Source organism: Streptomyces sp. enrichment culture, from assembly GCF_964273255.1.
In the GTDB taxonomy this organism is placed as follows: Bacteria; Actinomycetota; Actinomycetes; order Streptomycetales; family Streptomycetaceae; genus Streptomyces.
In genome coordinates, this window is record NZ_OZ186835.1 from 2,242,324 (window position 1) to 2,265,149 (window position 22,826).

18 protein-coding genes are annotated in these 22,826 nt (G+C 73.2%); 12 read left to right on the top strand and 6 right to left on the bottom strand.

Annotated features, from left to right (window positions below; all coding sequences use genetic code 11):
- Window positions 1-30: 30 nt before the first annotated feature.
- The 9 genes from ACSU53_RS09500 (at window position 31) to ACSU53_RS09540 (ending at window position 11,594) form a co-directional block, all read left to right on the top strand.
- Window positions 31-1,392 carry an FtsW/RodA/SpoVE family cell cycle protein gene (locus ACSU53_RS09500; RefSeq protein ID WP_437026393.1) on the top strand — a complete coding sequence of 454 codons (1,362 nt, stop codon included), beginning with the start codon at window positions 31-33 and terminating at the stop codon, window positions 1,390-1,392.
- Window positions 1,389-2,855 carry a penicillin-binding transpeptidase domain-containing protein gene (locus ACSU53_RS09505; RefSeq protein WP_437026395.1) on the top strand — a complete coding sequence of 489 codons (1,467 nt, stop codon included), beginning with the start codon at window positions 1,389-1,391 and terminating at the stop codon, window positions 2,853-2,855. Before ACSU53_RS09500 ends, ACSU53_RS09505 begins: the two co-directional genes overlap by 4 nt.
- A gap of 70 nt (window positions 2,856-2,925) precedes the next feature.
- Complete coding sequence (locus ACSU53_RS09510) at window positions 2,926-3,438, top strand: DUF3291 domain-containing protein (RefSeq protein ID WP_437026396.1); 513 nt, start codon at window positions 2,926-2,928, stop codon at window positions 3,436-3,438.
- 367 nt (window positions 3,439-3,805) lie between these two features.
- Entirely contained in the window at window positions 3,806-4,237 is a 432-nt protein-coding gene (locus tag ACSU53_RS09515) for a hypothetical protein (RefSeq protein WP_437026398.1), read from the top strand.
- On the top strand, window positions 4,227-4,892 hold the full coding sequence (locus ACSU53_RS09520) for a hypothetical protein (RefSeq protein WP_437026399.1): 666 nt from the start codon (window positions 4,227-4,229) through the stop codon (window positions 4,890-4,892). The genes ACSU53_RS09515 and ACSU53_RS09520 overlap by 11 nt, the downstream gene beginning before the upstream one ends.
- Before the next feature lie 2 nt (window positions 4,893-4,894).
- A complete protein-coding gene (locus ACSU53_RS09525; protein WP_437026401.1) occupies window positions 4,895-9,619 on the top strand; it encodes a putative T7SS-secreted protein in 4,725 nt (1,574 codons plus the stop codon).
- Between the two features lie 151 nt (window positions 9,620-9,770).
- Window positions 9,771-10,100 carry a hypothetical protein gene (locus ACSU53_RS09530; RefSeq protein ID WP_437026403.1) on the top strand — a complete coding sequence of 110 codons (330 nt, stop codon included), beginning with the start codon at window positions 9,771-9,773 and terminating at the stop codon, window positions 10,098-10,100.
- A 90-nt stretch (window positions 10,101-10,190) separates the two neighbouring features.
- A complete protein-coding gene (locus tag ACSU53_RS09535) occupies window positions 10,191-10,334 on the top strand; it encodes a hypothetical protein (protein WP_437026405.1) in 144 nt (47 codons plus the stop codon).
- Between the two features lie 321 nt (window positions 10,335-10,655).
- Window positions 10,656-11,594: an AurF N-oxygenase family protein gene (locus ACSU53_RS09540; RefSeq protein WP_437026407.1), complete on the top strand. Its 939-nt coding sequence runs from the start codon at window positions 10,656-10,658 to the stop codon at window positions 11,592-11,594.
- Window positions 11,595-11,610: 16 nt separating this feature from the next.
- Here the strand turns inward: ACSU53_RS09540 and ACSU53_RS09545 are convergent, their stop codons facing one another.
- Window positions 11,611-13,260, bottom strand: a complete 1,650-nt coding sequence (locus ACSU53_RS09545) for an immunity 49 family protein (protein ID WP_437026409.1) — start codon at window positions 13,258-13,260, stop codon at window positions 11,611-11,613.
- Window positions 13,261-13,851: 591 nt separating this feature from the next.
- Here ACSU53_RS09545 and ACSU53_RS09550 point away from each other — a divergent pair.
- The 3 genes from ACSU53_RS09550 (at window position 13,852) to ACSU53_RS09560 (ending at window position 16,241) form a co-directional block, all read left to right on the top strand.
- A complete protein-coding gene (locus tag ACSU53_RS09550; RefSeq protein ID WP_437026411.1) occupies window positions 13,852-14,505 on the top strand; it encodes a TetR/AcrR family transcriptional regulator in 654 nt (217 codons plus the stop codon).
- Window positions 14,506-14,569: 64 nt separating this feature from the next.
- Window positions 14,570-14,887, top strand: a complete 318-nt coding sequence (locus tag ACSU53_RS09555; RefSeq protein WP_437026413.1) for a hypothetical protein — start codon at window positions 14,570-14,572, stop codon at window positions 14,885-14,887.
- Between the two features lie 103 nt (window positions 14,888-14,990).
- Complete coding sequence (locus tag ACSU53_RS09560; RefSeq protein ID WP_437026414.1) at window positions 14,991-16,241, top strand: NlpC/P60 family protein; 1,251 nt, start codon at window positions 14,991-14,993, stop codon at window positions 16,239-16,241.
- Here ACSU53_RS09560 and ACSU53_RS09565 read toward each other — a convergent pair.
- The 5 genes from ACSU53_RS09565 to ACSU53_RS09585 are packed head-to-tail and all read right to left on the bottom strand — an operon-like array spanning window position 16,181 to window position 22,453.
- Window positions 16,181-17,467 (bottom strand): styrene monooxygenase/indole monooxygenase family protein, encoded by a 1,287-nt coding sequence (locus ACSU53_RS09565; RefSeq protein ID WP_437026416.1) that lies wholly within the window; start codon window positions 17,465-17,467, stop codon window positions 16,181-16,183. The two genes, ACSU53_RS09560 and ACSU53_RS09565, sit on opposite strands and share 61 nt — an antisense overlap.
- A gap of 13 nt (window positions 17,468-17,480) precedes the next feature.
- Window positions 17,481-18,119, bottom strand: a complete 639-nt coding sequence (locus tag ACSU53_RS09570; RefSeq protein ID WP_432054213.1) for a GTP-binding protein — start codon at window positions 18,117-18,119, stop codon at window positions 17,481-17,483.
- Window positions 18,100-18,519, bottom strand: coding sequence for a DUF742 domain-containing protein (locus ACSU53_RS09575; protein ID WP_437026418.1), 420 nt, complete (start codon window positions 18,517-18,519; stop codon window positions 18,100-18,102). Before ACSU53_RS09575 ends, ACSU53_RS09570 begins: the two co-directional genes overlap by 20 nt.
- Complete coding sequence (locus ACSU53_RS09580; protein WP_437026420.1) at window positions 18,516-19,019, bottom strand: roadblock/LC7 domain-containing protein; 504 nt, start codon at window positions 19,017-19,019, stop codon at window positions 18,516-18,518. The genes ACSU53_RS09575 and ACSU53_RS09580 overlap by 4 nt, the downstream gene beginning before the upstream one ends.
- Window positions 19,016-22,453: a nitrate- and nitrite sensing domain-containing protein gene (locus ACSU53_RS09585; protein WP_437026422.1), complete on the bottom strand. Its 3,438-nt coding sequence runs from the start codon at window positions 22,451-22,453 to the stop codon at window positions 19,016-19,018. The genes ACSU53_RS09580 and ACSU53_RS09585 overlap by 4 nt, the downstream gene beginning before the upstream one ends.
- Between the last annotated feature and the right edge of the window lie 373 nt (window positions 22,454-22,826).

A 22,826-nucleotide genomic window follows, 5' to 3' on the forward strand; every position in this document is an offset into this window, starting at 1 on the left:
GCGCACACCCCCCATGGGTAGGTTCCGGACATGAGCAAGGCCGGAACCACCCCGGCGACGGCCGACCCGTCCCCGCCCGCCGTCCGCCCCTCCGGGCGCCGCGGGATCGAACTCGCCCTGCTCGTCCTGGCGGTCCTGCTGTCGGTGTACGGGTACTGCGCGGTCGGCCTCGCCCGGCACGGCTCCGTCCCGCCCGGCGCCGCCGGTTACGGCGCCGGGCTCGGCGTGCTCGCGCTGGTCGCCCATCTGGCGGTGCGGTTGCGGGCACCGCTCGCCGATCCGCTGCTGCTGCCCATCGGCGTCCTGCTCAACGGGCTCGGTCTGGTGCTGATCTACCGGCTCGACCTGGAGACGCCGGGGGACCGGGCGGCCCCGACCCAGCTGGTGTGGTCGACGCTGGGGGTGGCGCTGTTCATCGCGGTGGTGCTGGTGCTGCGCGACCACCGCGTGCTCCAGCGCTACACGTACCTCTGTGTCACCGCCGCGCTGGTGCTGCTGACGGTGCCGATCCTGTTCCCGGCGGTGAACGGCGCCCGCATCTGGATCCGGGTCGCCGGTTTCTCCATCCAGCCCGGCGAGTTCGCGAAGGTGCTGCTGGCGGTGTTCTTCGCCGCGTATCTCGCGGCGAACCGCGCCGCCCTCACCTATGCCGGACGCCGGGTGGGCGGGCTCCGGCTGCCGACGGGGCGGGTGCTGGGCCCGATCGTCGCCGTCTGGCTGGTGAGCGTGGGCGTCCTGGTGCTGGAGCGGGACCTCGGGACCTCGCTGCTGTTCTTCGGCCTGTTCGTGGTCCTGCTGTACGTCGCCACCGGCCGCACCGGCTGGATCGCGGTCGGGCTGCTGCTTGCCTCGCTGGGGGCGCTGGCGGTGGGCCGGCTGGAGCCGCACGTGCACCGCAGGATCGAGACCTGGCGCAGCCCGTTCGCGTCGATCGAGGCGGGCGAGGGCGCCAACCAGATCGCGCAGTCGCTGTTCGCGTTCGCCGAGGGCGGTCTGCTCGGCACCGGTCTGGGCCAGGGGCACTCGGTGCTCATCGGCTTCGCGGTGAAGTCCGACTTCATCCTCGCGACGGCCGGTGAGGAGCTGGGCCTGGCGGGACTGTCGGCGATCTTCCTGCTCTACGGCCTGCTGGTGGAGCGCGGCTACCGGGCGGGGCTCGCGCTGCGCGAACCCTTCGGCCGGCTGCTCGCCGTGGGGCTGGCCTCGATCGTGGCGCTGCAGGTGTTCGTGATCGCGGGCGGGGTGACGGGACTGATCCCGCTGACGGGCATGGCGATGCCGTTCCTCGCGCAGGGCGGTTCGTCGGTGGTGACCAACTGGGCGATCGTGGCGCTGCTGGTCCGGCTGAGCGACTCCGCGCGCCGTCAGGACGAGGGAGGTGGGCTGCGGTGACGCCGTACATCCGGCGCGCGGCGCTCTTCTGCGCGCTGCTGCTGGTGGCCCTGCTGGTGAACGCCGCCCGCGTCCAGGTGCTGCGGGCCGACGCCTACGACGGCAACCCGGCCAACCGCAGGGAGACCATCGCCCGGTACGACCAGCCGCGCGGCGACATCCTCGTCGGCGGCCGGCCGGTAACCGGCTCGCGGGACACCGGGGAACACCTGCGCTACGAACGGACGTACACCGAGGGGCCGTTGTACGCCCCGGTGACCGGGTTCGCCTCCCAGGAGTACGGGACGACGCTGCTGGAGCACACCGAGGACGGGGTGCTGTCCGGCACCGACCCGGCGCTCGCGCCGCTGCCGCTGTGGAACGACTTCACGCGCTCGCGCAGCCCGGGCGGTCACGTCGAGACGACGATCCACCCGGCGGCGCAGCGGGCCGCGTTCGAGGGGCTGCGCTCGCGCAAGGGCGCGGTGGCGGCGGTGGAGCCGTCGACCGGGCGGATCCTGGCGCTGGTGTCGGTGCCGTCGTACGACCCGCAGCCGCTGTCGGGGAACGGGGCTGAGGCGCGGGAGACCTGGGCGCGGCTGAACGCCGACCCGGACAAGCCGATGCTGAACCGCGCGGTGCGGCAGACGTATCCGCCCGGGTCGACGTTCAAGGTGGTGACCGCGGCGGCGGCTCTGGACGCGGGTGTCGTCAAGGACCTGGACGCGCCGACGGACTCGCCGGAGCCGTACCGGCTGCCGGGGACGACGACGGGGCTGACGAACTCCTCCCGCGGCTGCGCGGACGCGTCGGTGCGGGAGGCGTTCGTCTGGTCCTGCAACACGGTGTTCGCCAAGCTGGGGGTGACGACCGGGCTGGAGGACATGACGGCCACGGCGCACGGCTTCGGGTTCAACCACGCCGGCCTGCGCATCCCCTTCTCCGTGGCGCGCAGTACCTTCGACACCACGATGGACCGGGCGCAGCTCGCCCTGTCCTCGATCGGCCAGTACAACACCCGGGCCACCCCGTTGCAGATGGCGATGGTGGCGGCGGCCGTCGCCAACAACGGGCAGGTGCGGCAGCCGTACCTGGTGGAGCGGTCCACGCGGGCGGGCGGCAGCACGGTGGCGACGGCCGGGCCGCGGCCGGCGCGGCGGGCGATGCACCCCTCGACGGCACGGCGGATGCAGGAGCTGATGCGCGAGGTGGTCGAGAAGGGCACCGGCACCAATGCCGCGATCCCCGGTGCGGTGGTGGGCGGCAAGACCGGCACCGCCCAGCACGGCCTGGGCAACTCCGGCACTCCGTACGCCTGGTTCGTCGCCTGGGCGCAGGGCGAGCGGGACGCGCAGGCGCGGGTGGCCGTGGCGGTGGTGGTGGAGGACGCGGCGGCGAACCGGCGCGAGATCAGCGGCGGCGGAACGGCGGCGCCCGTCGCCCGGGCGGTGATGGAAGCGGTCCTCAACTCAGCCTCGCCATAGCGCACTTGATGTGCTCACTGGGCGAGACGGGGGTACCGGAGGGACGCCGGGCCGACTTACGGTCCGCCGCATGACCGAAACCGCCGTGCACGAACTCGCCCAGGTGAACATCGCCCGTCTGCTGGCCCCGTTGGACTCCCCTCGGCTCAAGGACTTCGTCGACGCGCTGGACCCGGTGAACGGTGACGCGGAGGCCGCCGACGGCTTCGTGTGGCGCCTGGTCGGGGACGCGGGGAACGCGACGGACGTGCCGGTCTTCGGGGACCGGTGGATGATCGTCAACCTGTCGGTGTGGCGGGACACGGACGCGCTCACCGCGTTCATGTACCGGGGCCGTCACCGCGAGATGCTCGCCCGGCGCCGCGAGTGGTTCGAGCGGGTCGAGGAGGCGATGGTCGCCCTGTGGTGGGTCCCGGCGGGACGCCGCCCGACGGTGGCGGAGGCCGAGGCACGCGTCCTCCACCTGCGCGCCCACGGCCCCACCCCGTACGCCTTCACGCTGCGCACGGCCTTCCCGGCGGGCGCGTCGGAACCGGCGACGGGCGAGGCGCCGGAGGGGCTGGGCTGCTCGGCGGTCCAGTAGGGCTTGGTCAGTTTCACCCATGAGTGAAGCCCGGCGATCGAGACGGCCTCCATGGGCATCCGACCCGCCCGGCGAGGGCCCCGGCCCTACCCGGCCCCCGGGACCGTACGGGGACGGGCCCGTGCCTCCGGCCCCGTAGGCGTCCGGGCCTTGACGCTGAGCAACTCCGGCCCGCTGTGAACCGTTCCTGCACAAGAACCGCCTGCCCCGTCCCGTGCGTCGTCTCTTAGGGTTCCCTGGGGCCCCTTCGTTCGGATCAGGGCGGATCAGGGGGTCGGGGTCGGGGTCCGGTGCCGGGCCCGCGAGCCCGGCGTGATGCGAACGTGAGGCGCCGGGACTGTCGGAAGCGCGAGGAGCGGGTCGGGGCATGGAGCAGGCGAGGACGGCGTTGGCCGAGCGGATCGCGGAACAGCGGGCCGGGGTCGGTGATCCGCGGGCCCTGGTGGGGGAGATGCGCCGGTCGGTGCTGCTGGTGCCGTCGGTGGACGGCCGCCTGTGGAGCGCGCATTCGGGTGGGGTGCGGTGGGTGTGTGGCTTCACGGACGAGGCGGCGTTGGCCCGGTTCGCGGAGCAGCGCGGGATGACGGAAGGGCCGTTGGACTACGCGGCGTTGCTGGGTGCGCGGATCGTGGACGAGATCGTGCCGGGGTTGGGGGAGCCGGCCGGGCTGGCGGTGGACATCGCGACCGAGGACGGGTCGATGTTCTTCCCGCCGGTCACGGGGATCGTGCCCGGCGAAGCTGCCGTGGACGCCGGGGCCGTCGGCTCGGACGGGGAGGGGCACGGCCGTGGCCGCTGACGATGTGGATCTGAATCTCGATGCCGCCTCGGTGGCGAAGTTCACCAAGGGCGTGGGCGCCACCATCGACGGGCTGGGGGAGTTGGGCGGTGCCACCGGCTCGATCATGGGCAAGGGCTTTTCCGGGCTGTCGATGACGGGGATGGAGGCCGGGCACCACGGCCTGTCGGTGGACTTCGAGGACTTCTGCGAGCGGTGGGAGTGGGGTGTGCGCGCCCTGGTCAACGACGCCAGCCAGATCGCGAACCGGCTCGGCCTCGCGGCGGGCACCTTGTGGGAGCACGACCAGTACGTGGCCGGCTCGCTGAAGGTGGGGGTCAACGCCCTGATGGGCGGCAACCCGCACGCCTCCGAGGAGGAGATCGCCCAGCAGGGCTGGGGTGAGGTGTTCACGCCGGACGCCTTCGACCCGGACTGGAGCCGCGAGTCGTTCGAGCGGGCCGGTGAGGAGATCGAGCAGACCTGGAAGGACACCGGCCGTTCGCTGCTCACGGAGGGGCGGGGCGGACAGCAGGCGGAGTGGCTCAACGAGCGGCTGGGCATCGACGAGAACGAGTGGAACCGGGCGTTGGACGAGACGTTCGGTCCGTCGCCCGAGGAACGCGCCCAGCAGGCGCAGCAGCAGGGCGGTCCGGGTGACGGCGGAGGCAACTGAGCGTGGGCATCGGCGACTTCATCAAGGACATCACTCCCGACTCGGTCGAGGAAGCGGTCGAGGACGGTGTCGAATGGCTCGGTGACAGGGTCGAGGGCGCGGGCAACTGGACCGCGGACCGGCTGGACGACGTCGGCTGGGAGTCCGGCGCGGACTGGGTGCGCGAGCAGTCCCGTTCGGTCGCGAACCGGATGGGCGCCGAGGTCGACGAGATGGACCTCGGGGACACCGAGGACAAGACGAAACTGGTCCACGGAAGCCCGGACAAGATCCGCTCCACCGCGGAGAAACTGCGCGGCTTCCAGAAGGCGTTCGACGACGCGGGCGGCGGCCTGAAGGGCCTGGACCCCTCCCGTCTGAAGGGGGAGACGGCCGAGGCGCTGCGCAAGGCGGTGAGCACCCAGCCGCCGAAGTGGTTCGAGGGCGCCGACGCCTGCGAGAAGGCCGCCGCCGCGCTGGAGTCGTTCGCCTCCACCGTGACCTGGGCGCAGGGGCAGGCGCAGACGGCGATCGAGAAGTGGAAGGACGGGGTGAAGGCGTCCGAGGACGCCGCCGACGCCCACCGCAAGAAGGTCGACTCCTACAACAAGGCCGTCGACCGCTACAACGCCCTGCCCGCCGACAAGCGGGACCCCTCCACGCTTCCGCCCTGCCCGGCTCCGACGTTCGACGACCCGGGCAAGAAGCTGATGAAAGAGGCGCAGGAGATCCTGGCCGAGGCCCGCAAGCAGCGCAACACCGCGGCCGAGACGGCCCGCACAGCGGTGCGCGCGGCCCGGGACATGGCGCCGGAGAAGCCGTCGTACACGGAGCAACTCGGCGACGGCCTCCAGGAGTTCCAGATCATGGGGGACCATGTCGGCGGCGGCGTCATCAAGGGCACCGCCGGGCTGCTCAACTTCGTGCGGGGCATCAACCCCCTCGACCCGTACAACCTGACCCACCCCGCCGAATACGCCACCAGCCTCAACAGCCTGGCCGCGGGGCTGGTGCTGGCCGCCAACGACCCGGTCGGCACCGGCAAGCAGATGGTCAGCGACTTCACGAAGGACCCCTACGAGGGTTTCGGCCGTCTGCTGCCGGACGTGGCGCTGACCGTGGCCACGGGCGGGGGTGGCGCCGCCGTCAAGGGGGTGCGCGTCGCCGCCGACGCGGCCGACGCGGCCCGGGTGCGCAGGCTGGTCGACGACGCGCCCGACGGCACCCACAACCGGCCGGACGGCGACCGCACGACCGACGGCACCGACCCGGTCGACCTCGCCTCGGGCCGTATGTTCCTGCCGCAGACGGACGTGGAGATCCCCGGCATCCTGCCGCTGGTGTTCACCCGCCGCACCGAGTCGGGCTGCACGGCCGGCCGTTTCCTGGGGCCGTCCTGGACCTCCACCGTCGACGAGCGCCTGGAGGTCGACCCGGTCGGCATCGTCCACGTCACCGCCGACGGGCTGCTGATCACCTATCCGCACCCCGCCCCCGGCACCGCCACCCGCCCGGAGTCCGGCCCCGCCCGCACCCTGCTGGCCCGGGACGCGGACGGCGACTACACGCTCACCGACCCCGACACCGGCCTGACCCGTCGCTTCACCGCCCCGCCCGACGCCGAACCCGGTGGCGACGGAACCGCCTGGCTGGCCTGCTTCACCGAACGCAACGGCCATACCGTCACCGTCGACCGCGCCGGAGACGGCCTGCCCACGGCCCTGGTCCACTCGGCCGGCCGCCGGATCGACCTCGCCTCCGCCGACGGCCTGATCACCGCACTGCACCTGGCCGGCGGGGGCGAGGACGGTGCCGATCTGCCGCTGATGTCCTACGGCTACGACGAGGACGGCAACCTCACCACCGTCACCAAACCCTCCGGCGCGACCACCACCTTCGTCTACGACGACCGCCGCCGCGTCACCGCCTGGATCGACTCCAACGGCAGCCGCTACGACTACGCCTACGACGACCGTGACCGTGTCGTGGCGGAGGGCGGCGAAGCCGGGCACGTCCAGATCACCCTGGCCTACACCGAACCCGACCCGGACACCGGCCACCGCACCACCACCCTCACCACCGCCGCCGGCCACGCCACCCGGCACCTGATCGACCACCGCTGCCGGGTGATCGCCACCACCGACCCCCTCGGCCACACCACCCGCTACACCTACGACACACGAGGCAACCTCCTCACCCGCACCGACCCCCTCGGCCGCACCACCGTCCACACCTACGACGCCGAGGACCGGCTCCTGTCCGTCGTCCGCCCCGACGGCACCGAACTGCGCGTCACGCGCGGCCCACTCGGGCTGCCCGTGGAGCGCCACGACCCGGACGGCGCCCGGTGGCTGCAGGAGTTCGACGAGCGGGGCAACCGCACCGCGGTCACCGACCCGGCCGGGAACACCACCCGCTACACCTACGACGACGCCGGCCTCCTGACCTCGGTCACCGACGCACTCGGTGCCACCACCACCGTCGACAGCGGCCCCGAGGGCCTGCCGGTGACCGTGACCGGCCCGGCGGGCGGCACCACCCGCCTGGAACGCGACGCCCTCGGCCGCCTGGTCCGCGTCGTCGACCCCGCCGGAGGAGTGACCCGCCTGCGGTGGCACCCCGACGGACGGCTCGCCCAGCGCACACGCCCCGACGGCACGACGGAGTCGTGGACCTACGACGGCGAAGGCAACTGCCTCACCCACACCGACCCGACCGGAGGCGTCACCCGGTTCGAGTACACCCACTTCGACCTGCTCGCCGCCCGAGTCCAACCCGACGGCGCCCGCTACGTCTTCGAGCACGACGCCGATCTCCGGCTCGTCGGGGTCACTGACCCGCAGGGCCTCGTGTGGACGTACGAGTACGACCGGGCCGGCCGCCTCGTCCGCGAGACCGACTTCGACGGCCGCACCGTGGCCTACGGCCTGGACGCCGCCGGGCAGCTCACCACCAGGACCGACCACCTCGGCACCGTCGCCACGTACGCCTACGACGAGCTCGGCCGGCTGATCCGGAGGGAGGCCGGGGGACAGGTCACCGTCCACTCCTACGACCGGGCGGGCCGCCTGATCCAGGCGTCGGGCCCGGACAGCCGGCTGGTGCGCCGCTACGACCGGTGCGGACGCCTCAAGACCGAAATGGTCGACGGCCATGCCCTGGAGTACGCCTACGACGCCCTCGGCCGCCGGACCCGCCGCACCACCCCGACCGGACTGGTCACGCGGTACGCACACGACGCCGCAGGCCGCCCCACCAGCGTCACCTGCGGCGACCACGACATCACCTTCACGCACGACGCGGCCGGACGAGAGGTGCGACGAGCCTTCGACGGCTTCATCACGCAGACCTCCGACCGGGACAGCGCCGGCCGCCTGGCCGGCGGGCGCCTCACCGCCGGCTCCCGCACCCTCGACGAGCGCACCTACACCTACGGAGCCCACGGCCACCTCGTCGCCACCTCCGACCGCTCTTCCGGGACGCGCACCTTCGACCTCGACGCCGCCGGCCGGGTCACCGCCGTCCAGGCCCCCGACTGGAGCGAGCGGTACGTCTACGACGCGAGCGGCAACCAGACCGAGGCAACCTGGCCCAGGGCCCACCCGGGCGGTGAGGCGACCGGCACACGTGCCTACACGGGCACCACCATCACCCGCGCGGGCGACGTCCGCTTCGAGCACGACGCCGCCGGCCGGGTCGTCCTGCGCCAGAAGATCCGCCTCTCGAGGAAGCCGGACACCTGGCGCTACACCTGGGACGCCGAGAACCGCCTCACCGCCGTGGTCACCCCCGACGGCACCCGCTGGCGCTACCGCTACGACCCGCTGGGCCGACGCACCGCCAAGCAACGCCTCGGCCCGGACGGCGGGACGGTCGTCGAGGAGGTCCGCTTCACGTGGGACGGCCCCACACTCTGCGAGCAGGTCACCGTCACCGCCGATGCCCCCCGCCCGGTCGCTGTGACCTGGGAACACCGCGGGCTCGTGCCGCTCTCCCAGACCGAACGGATTCTCTCCCCGGACATCCGGCAGAAGGAGATCGACCGCCGGTTCTTCGCCATCGTCACCGACCTGATCGGCGCCCCCACCGAACTGGTCGGCCCCATGGGGGACATCGCCTGGCGCAGCCGCACCACCCTGTGGGGAACCACCGCCTGGACCCGGACCAGCAGCGCCTACACCCCGCTCCGCTTCCCCGGCCAGTACTACGACCCGGAGACCGGACTCCACTACAACCTCTTCCGCTACTACGACCCGGCCACGGCCCGCTACGCGTCCCCCGACCCCCTCGGTCTCTCGCCGGCACCGAACCCGGTGGCCTACGTGTCCAACCCGCACACCCTGTGCGACCCCTTCGGCCTGTCGCCGTACTCGAACACCGACGGCCCGACCATCGGCGAGTACACGTCCAAGGGCGAGGGACAGGACCTCAAACGCTCCGCCAAGGTGGGCGACGACCAGTGGCACTTCAACACCGGTCACGGCTACGACCGGGCCCACACCGGACCTGGCGGCGTCACCAACGACCTGCGCACCACCGACCTGAAACCCGATCAGATCGAGCAGGCGATCGTCTCGGACGTCTACGCGTACATGAGGGACGGCGGCACCGTTCCCCGAGCCGGAACCCCCGGATTCAGCGGCCCGCTCGACGGATCGGTGAAGATCGACGGCCACGACGTCGGATACCGGGTCATCCAACGCCCCGACGGCGCCTACCAACTGTCGACCTACTGGCTCAACCCGTAGCGTCCGGCCGCGCGGCAGAACCCTCCGGGCCGCGCCCGTGCCCCTCCGGCCGGCGAAGGGACCGGCTGCTAAGGTCTGGCCCCGTCGCCGCCGCCACGACCCCGCCCCGGACCTGGGCGCACCGGTCGAGAACCACCAGGAGACCCCGACCATGCCCGACCTCACTCCCGCGGCGAGGAACCTCAGCCGTGCGATCGACGCCGCCGACAGCCGGCAGGTCGTCGAAGCCTCCCGTGATTTCGTCGAGCAGCTCACCTTTGCGACGGCCGACGACATCCTCGCCATGCTCCGGGAGGTCCTCACCGAGGACTGGATGGCCCTGCCACCCTGGGCCAGAAACCTCGCCTACCGCCTTGCTTGTCTGCAACGCCCCGACGACCCACAGCTGCTGAGGGAAGCCGCCGCCGACCTCCTGTCCTTCGGGCCCGACTGGGACACCTTCGCCGAGCGCCTCCAGCGGCGCGCCGACGAACTGGGGTAGCGCTCCCAACCTCGCGAGGAGGACCACCGACGGCCCGTGTCCGGAGAAACGCGGAGCCGACCGGGCACCGGCTGACGAAGTAACACATCCGTGAGGTACGCCAGGCAGGGGCACGTCGTCGAACGGTGCTTCAACCGCCTCGAGCAGTGGCGCGGCATCGCCACCCGCTACGACAAAACCGCCGAGTCCTGCCAAGCAGCTGTCACCCTCGCATCGCTGCTGATGTGGGCGTGACAGGTGACGACAACCCGTAGGGCGGAACACGCCCCAGGACCCCGACAGGCCCCACGGACGGCGCTGGACGGCGGTGGACGGCGGTGGACGGCGGTGAGATCGGTGTCCACGGGAAACGGCACGGCCGGCGTACCCAGGGCGCGTCCGCTTTCCGACGCCCGACGAGGTGGAGCAGGAGCACGGGCGAGCCGTTGACACACTCCGCCCGATAGACCGTTCGTCAACAAGTCGTGCCGGAGGGATTGACGACCTTGCTGACAGGCAGTCTCATAAGTGGGGTGAACCACCGGTAACCCGAGACGCCCATGAGGTGGAACCGCCATGACGACCCTGACGGAAGCCGACGCGCTGGACGGCCTGCGCGACGCGCTCGGCCTGCTCAAGGACCGCGAGCAGGTCGCCCAGCGGCTGCTCGACTCTTCCGCCAAGCACTCCTTCGACCCGGACAAGGAGCTGGACTGGGAGGCGCCCTTCGAGGAGGGCAAGTGGTTCTGGCCTCCCGAGCTGGTGTCCCTGTACGACACCCCGATGTGGAAGCGGATGAGCGAGGAGCAGCGCATCCTGCTGTCCCAGCACGAGGCCGCGGCCCTCGCCTCGCTCGGCATCTGGTTCGAGATCATCCTCATGCAGCTGCTGGTGCGGCACATCTACGACAAGTCCGCGACGAGCGCCCACGTGCGGTACGCGCTCACCGAGATCGAGGACGAGTGCCGGCACTCCAAGATGTTCGCCCGGCTGATCACCCACGGCGGCACCCCCTGGTACCCCGTCAGCCGCGTCCACCAGCAGCTCGGCCGGCTGTTCAAGACCATCTCGACCACCCCGGGCTCCTTCACGGCCACCCTGCTCGGCGAGGAGGTCCTGGACTGGATGCAGCGGCTCACGTTCCCCGACGAGCGCGTGCAGCCGCTGATCCGGGGCGTCACGCGCATCCACGTCGTCGAGGAGGCCCGTCACGTGCGGTACGCGCGTGAGGAGCTGCGGCGCCAGATGGTGACCGCGCCGAAGTGGTCCCAGGAGTTCACCCGCATCACCTCCGGCGAGTTCGCCCGGGTCTTCTCGGTCGCCTTCGTGAACCCGGAGGTCTACACCAACGTCGGCCTCGACAAGCGCGAGGCCCTCGCCCAGGTGAAGGCGAGCGGGCACCGGCGGGACGTGATGCAGCAGGGGTCCAAGCGGCTCACGGACTTCCTGGACGACATCGGCGTGCTGCGCGGCGTGGGCCGGCGCCTGTGGAAGTCGTCGGGGCTGCTGGCGTAGTGCTACGGCACCGGCACTAGAACGGTTCGGCGGCCTGCAGGATGCGCTGCGGGAGGTAGGGGGTTTCCACGCGGATGGTCCATCCGCGGCGGCGGGCGTGGCAGGCCAGGGCGAGGACGTCGAGGTCCACTGAGGCGTCCGGGTCGTCGGCGCGGTCGGCGACCTGGTAATACGCTCGGTGGGCCTCGAGTGCGTCGGCCAGGGCCAGGTTGAAGCTCTCCTCGTCGCCGTCCACGAGTTGCGACAGCAGCACGGCAGGCGGCATGGCGAGACCCCGGACCTCGACCCTCTCAGCCTGCCGCACGGCCCGCTGCGCGGCCGGTTCGGGATCGGTGCCCTTCAGATAGGCGTGGAGGGCCTCGCGGTACGCACCGAACGCGGAGCCGTCCGGACGGGCGAAGGCAGGGCCGGTGAGGACCAGCGGGGCGAGGTCCTCGCGCGCGCCCGTGATGAGTGCCAGGGCGGTGGCCTTCTGCCACGTGCCGGCGCCGGCATGCTCGCCCCGCTCAGCCGTACAGCGGACTCGGTGGCCGTCGATGGACACCTCGACCTCGGTGCCCGGCTCCGCCAGTGCGATCCGGAAGAGGGCGGCCCCCGTCCGGGAGGCCAGCCGGAGGGCCGTGAGCTGGGTCTGCGTGGCCTCTTCCGGGCTCCCCGCGTACCGCTTGAAGAGGCGCTCCTGATCGTTCATGACCCGGGCGAGCCGCCGGGCGGCCAGGGGTTCCCCGGCGCTGGGGGTGCACACCTCCCGGACGCGTTTGTCGTACATTTCCTGGGTCCGCGGGCTGACCGTCCAGTCGAGAGCCGGCCGCTCCACCGCCAGCGGACCCGCGGCGAGCGCGGCGACCGCGTCGGGCCGCCGGTCCCGGCCGAACCCGGCGACCCGTGGGCCGGGGGTCTCGAAGCCGGTGACCAGGGCGCGCGGGAGGTAGTCGGTGTGGACGGCAGGCGCCCAGCCCAGGGCCCGGTGAGCGAGCGCGGCGAGCGCGAGGGGAACGAGGGGCAGCAGGCTGCTCGGGGAGGCCGTGGGGCCGTGCTGAGCGGCGTGTCGAGCAAGGACGTCGGCCAGTGCGGCGTCGAAGGTTTCCCGGTCCTCGGCGGCCAGCGCGCGCAGCGCCCGCAGTGCCACGCTGTCCGGCCGGTCCAGCAGCGGCTTGCCGGTCTCCTCGGCGCGGATCCGGATCCGGTCGAGGGCAGCGTCGACGGCGGTGAGCTTGGCCCGCGCGCTCGGCGGGTAGTCCTCGTCGTCGCCGGTGTCGTCCAGGACCACGGCCGTCAGACCCGTGGCGAGTTCACCGGTGGGCGTGCCCTTCAGCCGCTCGGCGAACTTCTGCCGGGCGAAGTGGAAGGCCTCGCCGTGCCACTTGGCCTTGTCCCCGAGGACGGCCAGGCAGAGCGCGTCGATCCATTTCCCGGGCGCGACGCTCTCCTCGGGGGCGTCGTCACCCGGGTCGTAGCACATGCCGAAGTTCACGTAGTGCAGGAAGACCTGGAAGGCGCAGTGGGGGTGGTAGGCGGCGTAGGCGACGGCGCCGGCCGCCGCCTCGCAGGCGTCCTCGAGGACGGCCTTGGCCTCCGCCGTGTCGAGACAGGGCGTTTCGACGGAGAGCGCGCCCAGGTGATCGAGGAACTGGTCGGCGATCGACTGCCATGTGTAAGTGGACATCCGGTCGACCCGTGACATCGACCGGACGTAGCCTCCGATGCGGTTCGTGAAGTCCTCGCGCGCTGCTCGCACGGCCGCTTCGCCCACCTGGTGACGCTCTATTCGCACTGCTCTACCCCCTGGTCACGTTCTGGGAAGAGCCTAGTGCTGCAACGGTGAGGCGGTGATCAGCCGTCTGATCCCGGCGAGGTCGTGGTGGACGAGCTGAGGGATCCGTTTCCGCTCACCCGGTGTCCGGCCTGTGGGCACCCAGGACGGTCAGGCAGGCGTGGGCGGCCATGGCCGATGTCCTGGGGCGGTGCCGGGCAGGGGAGCGGCGGACCCGGTCGTCATTCTGGCCGCACGCCTGCTCGGCACTCTGGTCGCGTTCGGGGCCGCGGTGCTGCGTCCTGCGTCCCCGCCCCCTGCGCTTGAGCCGTGTGCTCGGACAACGGGCCCGAGGGCAGCCCCGACGGCTCGCAGGCCGGCAGAGGTGTCGGCGCGGGTTCGCGACCGCGTTCAGCCCAGTGGTCGATCAGGTTCGGCGGGGTGCGGGGCCGCCGCCCCGGCCGCCCCCACCGGTCCGGGGTGCGGGCGGTTACGCTGCGGGGCATGACCCCGCAGGCCCCCACCCCCGCCTACCGGCGGCTCAGCGTCGAGGAGCGCCGCAGTCAGCTCCTCGACGCCGCACTGTCCCTCTTCGCCCACAGCGCCCCCGAGGACGTCTCCCTGGACGACGTGGCGGAGGCGGCCGGGGTGTCGCGGCCCCTGGTCTACCGGTACTTCCCCGGCGGCAAGCAGCAGCTGTACGAGGCGGCCCTCGGGTCCGCCGCCGACGAGCTGCGGCACTGCTTCGACGAGCCGCACGAGGGCCCGCGGCTGCCCCGGCTGTCCCGGGCCCTGGACCGCTACCTGGCCTTCGTGGACGAGCACGGCGCGGGGTTCAGCGCGCTGCTCCAGGGCGGCAGCGTCGTGGAGACCTCCCGGACGACCGCGATCGTGGACGGCGTGCGCCGGGCCGCCGCCGAACACATCCTGAACCATCTGGGGGTCGACGCGGCCGGGCCCCGCCTGCGGATGACGATCCGGATGTGGATCACCGCCGTGGAGGCCGCTTCGCTGATCTGGCTGGACGAGGACCAGCAGCCCCCGGCCCAGGAGCTGCGGGACTGGCTCGTGGAGCAGTTCGTGGCGGGCCTGGAGGTCACCGGACGGCGCGACGCGCAGACCGAGGAACTGGTCCGGGCGCTGGCGGCCGACGGCTGACCGGCACCGCCCTCGGGCGGGCGGCGGACGCGGGCCGGCCGGGCGGATGACGGACACTGGTCCGGTGAAGAGCCAAGACACCCCCTTCGAGGGCGGGCCCATGGACGGCCGCGTCCTGCCCGTGCTGCTGGGCATGACCGGGCATCCGCCCAAGACGTACCGCATCCCCGTCCCGGCGCCCGACGGCGGCCCGGAGACCGTGCTGGTCTACCGGCGCACGCCCCGCGGCCACAGCGGGCGGACGGGGCTGACCCGGGGGTGGAAGTACGTGTACGACCCCGGTGCCGACCGGTCGGCGGGCCGTCCGCGCTGGCCGTGGTCCCGGCCGGCCGGCCGTCCGGACGCCACGCCGCCGGGCAAGCCGGACGACGCGCACGGGTGACCCCGTTGCGCCGAACCGCGCACACCCGGCGCGCGGGCCGCGCAGGACCGTCTGATGCTCGCGATGCGGAGCGGAGAAGCCGCCCCGGATCGGAGGTGATGACGTGTCAGCAAGGGTGCTGCGTCTGGTGTGCACGGCGGCGCTGGCCGCCGGAGCGGTGTTCGCGCCACTGCCCGCGGCCGCCGTGCCCGCACCGTCGCCCGGCGCCACGGGCAGCGGGCCGGAGCGGAGCGCGTCCGGCGCGGCCGCCGGAGCGCGGACGGACGTGCCCGGCGCCGAAGGCCGGTCGGTCGCGGAGCTGCTGACGGAGCTTCAGGAGCTGTACCGGGAGGCCGGCAGGGCCACCGAGACCTTCAACGCGACCGAGGAGCGGCTGAGGAAGCAGCGTGCCGAGACCGCCCGGCTGGACCGCGCCCTCGCCCGGGCCCGGCTGACCCTCCACGACAGCCGGGGCGCGGCCGGACGGCTGGCCCGGCAGCAGTACCAGAACAGCTCCGACCTCTCGCCCTACCTGCGGCTGCTGCTGGCGCGGGACCCGCAGCGCGCGCTGGAGCAGCGGCACGTGATCGGCCGGGTGGCGCGGGAGCGGACCGAGACGGTGGGACGGCTGGCCGCCGGCGAGCAGCGGGCCGCCGCGCTCGCCCGCCGCGCCCGCAAGGCCCTCGACGACCAGCTCGTGCTCGCCGAGCGGCACCGCGAGCAGCGCGACGAGGTGCGCCGACGGCTCGGTGAGGTCGAGGAACTGCTCGCCTCGCTCAGCACCGAGGAGCTGGCCGCCCTCGCCGAGCTGGAGCGGACGCGGACGGCCGAGCGGCAGGAGGAGTTCCTCGCCTCCGGAGCGCTCGGCTCCCCCGGCCCCGGGCGCACCCCGACCGCGGCGGGTGAGCGGGCCGTGCGGTACGCCGTCGAGCAGATCGGCAAGCCCTATGAGTGGGGCGCGGAGGGCCCGGCGGCCTACGACTGTTCGGGGCTGACGTCCGAGGCGTGGGCCGCGGCCGGGGCATCCGTCCCCCGCACCAGCCAGGAGCAGTGGGCGGAGCTGGAGCGTGTCCCGCTGGACCGGCTGCGGCCCGGGGACCTCGTCGTGTACTTCCCCGAGGCCACCCACGTCGCCCTGTACCTGGGCGACGGGATGGTGGTGCAGGCGCCGCGTCCGGGGGCGCGGGTGAAGGTCTCCCCCATCGCCGCGAACCCGGTGCTGGGCGCGGTGCGCCCCGACCCGGACGGGGAGCCCCTGCGGCATTACGAGCCGCCCGAGCTCCCCGAGGGGGCCACGGAGGGATCCGACGAGGGCTACGCGGAGGCGGGCGCGCCGGCGGGACCGGCCGCGGCGCCGGCGACCTCGGCCAGGTAGGCGTCCGCCTTGGCCGGGTCGAAGAAGAAGTTCTCCAGGTCGGACGGGTCGTCGAAGCAGTTGACGAAACGGTCCGCCACCGTCTGGAACTGCCCGCCCGCGCCGAACAGGTTCAGCACGTGCTCGGGCGGCGGCGCGAGCATCGCGTTCGTCCACTTGGTGACGTGCCGGGCGGTCTCCCAGTAGCGGTCGAAGGTCTGCTGCATCCAGCTCTCGTCGAAGGGCTTGTCGCCGTGTTCGAGGATGGAGGCGAGGTAGGACGCGGCGCACTTGGACGCCGAGTTGGAGCCCTGGCCGGTGATCGGGTCGTTGGCGACGACCACGTCGGCGACCCCGAGGACCGCCCCGCCGCTGGGCAGCCGCCCGATGGGGTTGCGGACGGTCGGGGCGTAGCGGCCGGCGAGGGTGCCGCCCGCGTCGGTCAGTTCGACCCCGGGGGTGCGCTCGTACTCCCAGGGGAGGAAGGTCTTCATCAGGTCCAGGGTGAGGGCGAGGTGCTCGCCCGGGTCCTTGACGTCCTTGAAGGCGTCCAGCGGGCCTCCGGGGATGCCCTCCCAGAACAGGATGTCGGCGCGGCCCGTGGTGGTGAGGGTCGGCATGATGAACATCTCGCCGACGCCGGGGACCACGTTGCAGCGGACGGCCTCGGTGTCCGGGTGCTCCGGGCGGGGCGCGAGTCCGTGCACGTAGGCGACCGCGAGGGCGCGCTGCGGCTCGCTGTACGGGGAGCGTCCGGCGTCGCGGCCGAACATCTGCACCAGCTCGCCCTTGCCGGCCGAGACCAGCACGAGGTCGTAGGCGCGGGAGAAGTAGTCGAGGTCGCCGACCGCCACGCCGTGGATGACGAGCCGGCCGCCGCGCTGGGCGAAGGTCTCCATCCAGCCCGCCATCTTCACCCGCTGGTCCACGGACTGCGCGAAACCGTCGAGCATGCCCAGCCAGTTGATGGCGCGCTGGGTGGGGCCCGGGTCGTGGGAGCCGGGGGCGGCGACCGAGACGCCCAGGCCGCGGATCTTCGGCGCCTGGGACTCCCAGAAGTTCAGCTGGAGGTCGCGCTCGTGCTGGAGCGCGGTGTGGAACATGCACTGCGTCGACATCACCCGGCCGGTGCGTATCTCGTCCGCGGTCCGGTTCGACATCAGGGTGACGTCGTACCCGTGCGACTGGAGGCCGAGAGCGAGCTGGAGGCCGGACTGGCCGGCTCCGACGACGAGTATCTTCCGCATACGGGGGTGACTCCTACTCGGGGGTTTCGTCGAGCGCGTGGCCCACGAGGGACAACAGGGTCTCGATGGCCGAGATCCGGCTGCGCGCGTCCATGATCATGACGGGTATGTGCGCGGGGATCGTCAACGCCTCCCGCACGTCCTCCGGTTCGAAGCGCTCGCTGCCGTCGAAGTGGTTGACCGCGACGACGTACGGCAGCCCGCAGCTCTCGAAGTAGTCCAGGGCCGGCCAGCAGTCCTTCAGCCGCCGGGTGTCGGCGAGGACGACCGCGCCGATCGCGCCGCGCACCAGGTCGTCCCACATGAACCAGAAGCGCTGCTGGCCGGGGGTGCCGAAGAGGTAGAGCACCAGGTCGTCGTCGAGCGTGATGCGGCCGAAGTCCATGGCCACCGTGGTGGTGAGCTTCTCCGGCGTGGCGGTGAGGTCGTCGGTGCCCTCGCTCGCCTCGGTCATCAGCGCCTCGGTCTGCAGGGGCGTGATCTCCGAGACGGCGGTGACGAGGGTCGTCTTGCCGACGCCGAAGCCGCCGGCCACGACGATCTTCGTGGCGATCGGCGCCCGGGTGCGGTCCGTCTGCCAGGGCAGCAGGGGCTCGTCGCCTTCGACGAGCGGGGAGACACCGGGGGCGGCGTCAGAGACGGCGGAGTCCACTCAGCACCCTTTCCAGCAACGCGCGGTCGGGGCGGCCCGTGCCGTGGCCGGTCCCGGTTCCGTGGACACGGATCTTTCCCTGGTCCGCCAGGTCGCTGAGCAGGACGCGGACCACGCCGAGCGGCATCCTGAGCAGCGCGGCGATCTCGGCCACCGTCCGCATCCGGCGGCACAGTTCGACGATGGCCCTGCTCTCCGGCATGACCGCCGAGAGCCCTCCGCTCGTCAGTTCCTTCCGCTCCTCGGGGGCCTCCAGGGCGGCGGTGCTCGCGACGAAGGTCTCCACGAGCAGGACGTGGCCGAAACGGGTCCGGCCCCCGGTCAGCGAGTAGGGGCGCACGCGGGCGGGTTTGCGGTCACCGCCGCGCACCGGTAGCTGTTTCCTGGGCGTACTGCTCATCGGGTGCTCCCGGCGGACTCGGTCTCCAGGGACTGGCGCAGTTCGTGCCGCAGTTCGGGGGTCAGGACGTGGCCGGCCCGGCCCACGAACAGGGCCATGTGGTACGCGACCACGCTCATGTCGCAGTCCGCGGAGCCGTGCACGCCGAGCAGCGAGCCGTCGCTGATCGACATGATGAACAGGCTGCCCTCGTCCATCGCGACCATGGTGTGCTTGACCGGCCCGGAGTCCATCAGCTTCGCGGCGCCGACGGTGAGGCTGCCGATGCCGGAGACGATGGTCGCGAGGTCGGCGGCGGAGCCGCGGGGGCCGGTGCGCTTCTCGGCGCGGGCGGCACGGGCGGCGGTGACGCGGTCGGCGTCGGAGGAGAGCAGCAGCAGTCCGTCGGAGGAGACCACGGCGACGGAGAGGATGCCGGGCACCTCCTCGACGAGGTTGGTCAGCAGCCAGTGCAGGTTGCGGGCCTCACTGCTCAGTCCGAAGGTACTGGGCGCGGTCAACTGCTTGCCTCCTCGACGGTGCCCCCCGTGGCTTCTTCGGTCGCGGCCGCTGCGGTGCCGGTGGTGTCCTCGGCGTCCCTGGCGCGTGCCGCCTGCGGTGCGGTGGCGGCGGACGGTGCCCGGTGGGGTCCCGTCTGCTCGTTGATCTCCGCCTCGACGTCCCGGTAACCGGCCTCCGCCCCCCGGCGGAAGCCGCCGAGGCGGCGGCGCAGGGCCTCCGCGTCCACGGAGCCGGTGCGCGGCCGTGGGGTCTCGGCGGGTGCGGTGATCCTGGGTGTGCGCTTGGGCAGGCCCTTGGCGGTGACCGGTTCGGCGGCCTCGGGCCCGTCGGCGGCCGGGCCGTCGGGGACCCGGGCGTGCTCGGTGTCCGCCCCGGCGTCGGTGCGGGTCGCCGCGTCGGTGCGGGTCGCCGCGTCGGTGCGGGTCGCCGCGTCGGCGTCCGCGCCGGTCTGCTGGGCGGGGACGGCCGGGGAGGGGGCGGGAGCGTCGTCGGGAGCGTCCGGCGTGCCGCCTCGGTGGTCCGGTCCGGTCGCGCGGTCGTCGCCCGGCTGCGACGGGGCCGGGATCAGCAGCTCCATCGTGGTCTCGGCGGGCCGCTGCGGCGGTACGGGGCGGGCGGGGCCGTCCTGTCCGGCATGGTCGGCGGGCACGTCGGCGTCTGCGGGGGCGCCGGGGGCGGGCGCATCGGCGTCGGCGTCGGTATCGGCGTCGGCGTCGGCGTCGGCGTCGGCGTCGGCGGAGGTTCTGGTGCTCGCCGTGTCGGAGGACGTGTCGGCGTTCGCCGTGTCGGCGTCCGGAACGGCGGCGCCGGGGGTGTCCGGCTCCTCGGCGTCCGCGCCGGGGGCGGTGTCGGAGGCAGCGGCGGCGGAAGCGTCCGCGGCGTGGGGCTCACCCGGAGCCTCCGCGTCGTGGCCCGCGGCCCGCTGCTCGCCGGGCTCCTGCCCCGCGGAGCCGGCCGGGTCGGTCCCGTCCTCGGCCGCCGCGTGATCCACCCGCTCCGAGGCGTCCGGGCCGGGGCGGCCGGCGTCACGCGCCACCGCGTCCCGCGCCACGCCGCCGGGGAGGTCGTCCGCCGCGTCGCCGGGGAGGTCGTTCGCCCGGGGCTCCTCGGCTCCCTCGGCCGGGCTTTCCCGGTCCGCCGGGTCCGGCCGGCCGGGCTGCTCCGGCTCCTCGGCCGGGGCCGCGGATTCCTCCCGGGCCAGGGACCGCTCCGCGAGGTCGACCAGCGGGTCGTCGCTCTCCGTGCGGCCGTGCAGGACGTTGGAGTTGGCCTCGGCGTCGGCACCCGGCAGCGAGTAGGACGCCGCGCCGCCCGGCACGGGACCAGTGGCGGGCACGGCGGACGGGGTGGGCGCGGCGAGCAGCGGCTGGGGGACGACGACGACCGCGGCGATCCCGCCCTGCTTCTGCTCCCGCAGCTTCACCCGCAGGCCGTGCCGCTGGGCCAGCCGGGCGACGACGTACAGGCCGAGGCCGAGACCGTCCTCGCCCTCCTGCTCGTAGGGGGCCTCCGGGTCGAACGCGGTCAGGCGTTCGTTGAGCCGCTCCAGCCGGTCGGCGGCCATGCCGATGCCCTCGTCCTGGACGGAGAGCATGACCTCGCCGTTCTCCATCAGCCAGCCGGAGATCTCGACGGGCAGGTCCGGCGGGGAGAAGGAGGTGGCGTTCTCCATCAGTTCGGCGAGCAGGTGGGAGAGGTCGTCCGCGGCGAACCCGGCGATGTGCGCGTGCGGCGGCAGCGCGGCGATGCGGACGCGTTCGTACCGCTCGATCTCGCTGACGGCGGCCCGCACCACGTCGACCAGGGGCACCGGCCCGGCGGTGCGCTGGACGTGCTCGGTGCCGGCGAGGACGAGGAGGTTCTCGCTGTGCCGGCGCATCACCGTGGCGAAGTGGTCCAGCTTGAACAGGGTGGCGAGCCGGTCCGGGTCGTCCTCGCGCTCCTCCAGCGACTCGATGACGCCCAGTTGCCGTTCCACCAGGCCGAGGGTGCGCAGGGCGAGGCTGACGAAGGTGCCGCCGATGCTGGTGCGCAGGCGCTCCAGGTGGGCGGCCGACTCGGCGAGTTCGGCGCGCAGTTCCTCGCGGGCGTCGGCCATCTTCTGGCGCTGGCCGACGAGGTGCTTGCGGTCGGCCTCCAGGGTGGCCACGCGTTCGGCGAGCCCGGCGGCGTGCGCGTGCAGGGCGTTGACGGAGCGGACGACCTGGGCGAACTCGTCGTTGCGGCCGGTGAAGGTGATCGGGTCCTCGCCGACCGGGTTCTCGGCCTCCGCGAGCCGTGCGCTGCCGCGCCGCAGCACGGAGAGGGGGCGGGTGAGGGTGCGGGCCATCGCGGTGGCGACGGCGACGGCGACCAGCATCAGCGCGCCGAGGACGGCGACCCGGATCTCCAGGGCGGTGACGTCGTCGTCGCGCAGCTGGGCGAGTTCCTTGCCGCGCTTGTCGTAGAGGGACGACTCCACGCCGCGCATGGTCTCGACGCGGGCGGTGAGCGCGGCCTGGAGCTTCTTGGTGCTGGTGGCGAGCTCGCCGTCGGAGAGGGTGGGGGCGTCGGTGAGCTTGGCGAGGTACTTCTCGGCGGAGTTGACCTCGTGGCCGGTGACGGTGGCGTCGTAGGAGGAGCGGGCCGCCTTGGGCGCGGTGTCGCGGAAGGCGGCGAGGGCGGCGTCGGAGCGCACCCGGGCCTCCATGGCGGCGGCGGTCAGCTCGTCGCGCCGCTCGGCGTCGGCCTCGGAGGAGACGGAGGTGGTGGTGGCCGCCCCGGTGAGGGGGTCGATGACGGTCTGGGGGGTGCTCGGCACGTTGAAGGCGGCGAGCAGCAGTCCCCGGGCGGCGGCGGCCTGCTGGACGGCGGTGTCGAGGTCGGCGAGGGAGTGCGCGCCGGAGCCCGCGCGCGGCGGGGTCCGGTCGGCCAGCCGCTCGGCGAGGCGGTGCAGTTCGGTGATCGCGGCGGAGTAGGCGCCGTGTGCTTCGAGGGCACTGCTCTTGCCGGTGAGCGCCGCCCTGCGGACGGCGGCGACGGCGTCGAGGTCGTCGCGCAGCGCGTCGGAGGTGTCGGAGTCGGCGCGCATCTCCTCGACGAGGCGGTCGACGCGGGAGCTGTGCTGCTCGGAGGGCGCCTTGGACCGGGGGCGGCCGGCCGCGATGTAGGAGGTGACCTCGTCGCGCTCGTCGGCCAGGGAGTGCGCGAGGCTGAGCGCGTCCTGGGTCTGCTCGGCGAGGTTCACCAGGTCCTGGGCGTCGCTGAGTTCGGCCGAGGCGGCGAGCACGGAGGGTGCGCCGGCTCCGGCGATCGCCGCGGCCACGACGGCGACGGCCACGATGAGCCGGTTGCGTACGTGGGTGGGGCGGCCCCTGCCGACGGTGGGTGTCCGTTCGGCGTCCCCCGTCGGGGTCGGCTGCTTGCCTGGGCGACGAGGCCGCGTCTTCTGCACCGGTGCTCGCATTCCTGACTCGTGTACCCGTGGGTCCGGGTGACGCTCCGTCAACGGGCGTGTCCGCGCCTCCCCCGAGCCGTCCACGCCACCCGGGCGGCAGGGCCGCCAACGCCCGACCCTCCCAGCGGGGGAGGACAGGGAAAGCGCATCACCTGACCCGCCACTCGAAGGAGTGAACATCGGACGGGAGTTGGTGGGCAAGTTCCGGGGCCGCGCGCAGGGGCCTTCCACCGCATACCGGTTGGACGTGGGGGCCGGGCGGTGGCAATATTCGCCGCCACGCGTTTCCGGGAGTCTGCAATACGCCCCAAACCAGGCACCTGACCTGCGTCACCGGGGGGATCCGGGGCAGGAGGGGTGGTCTTCGGCG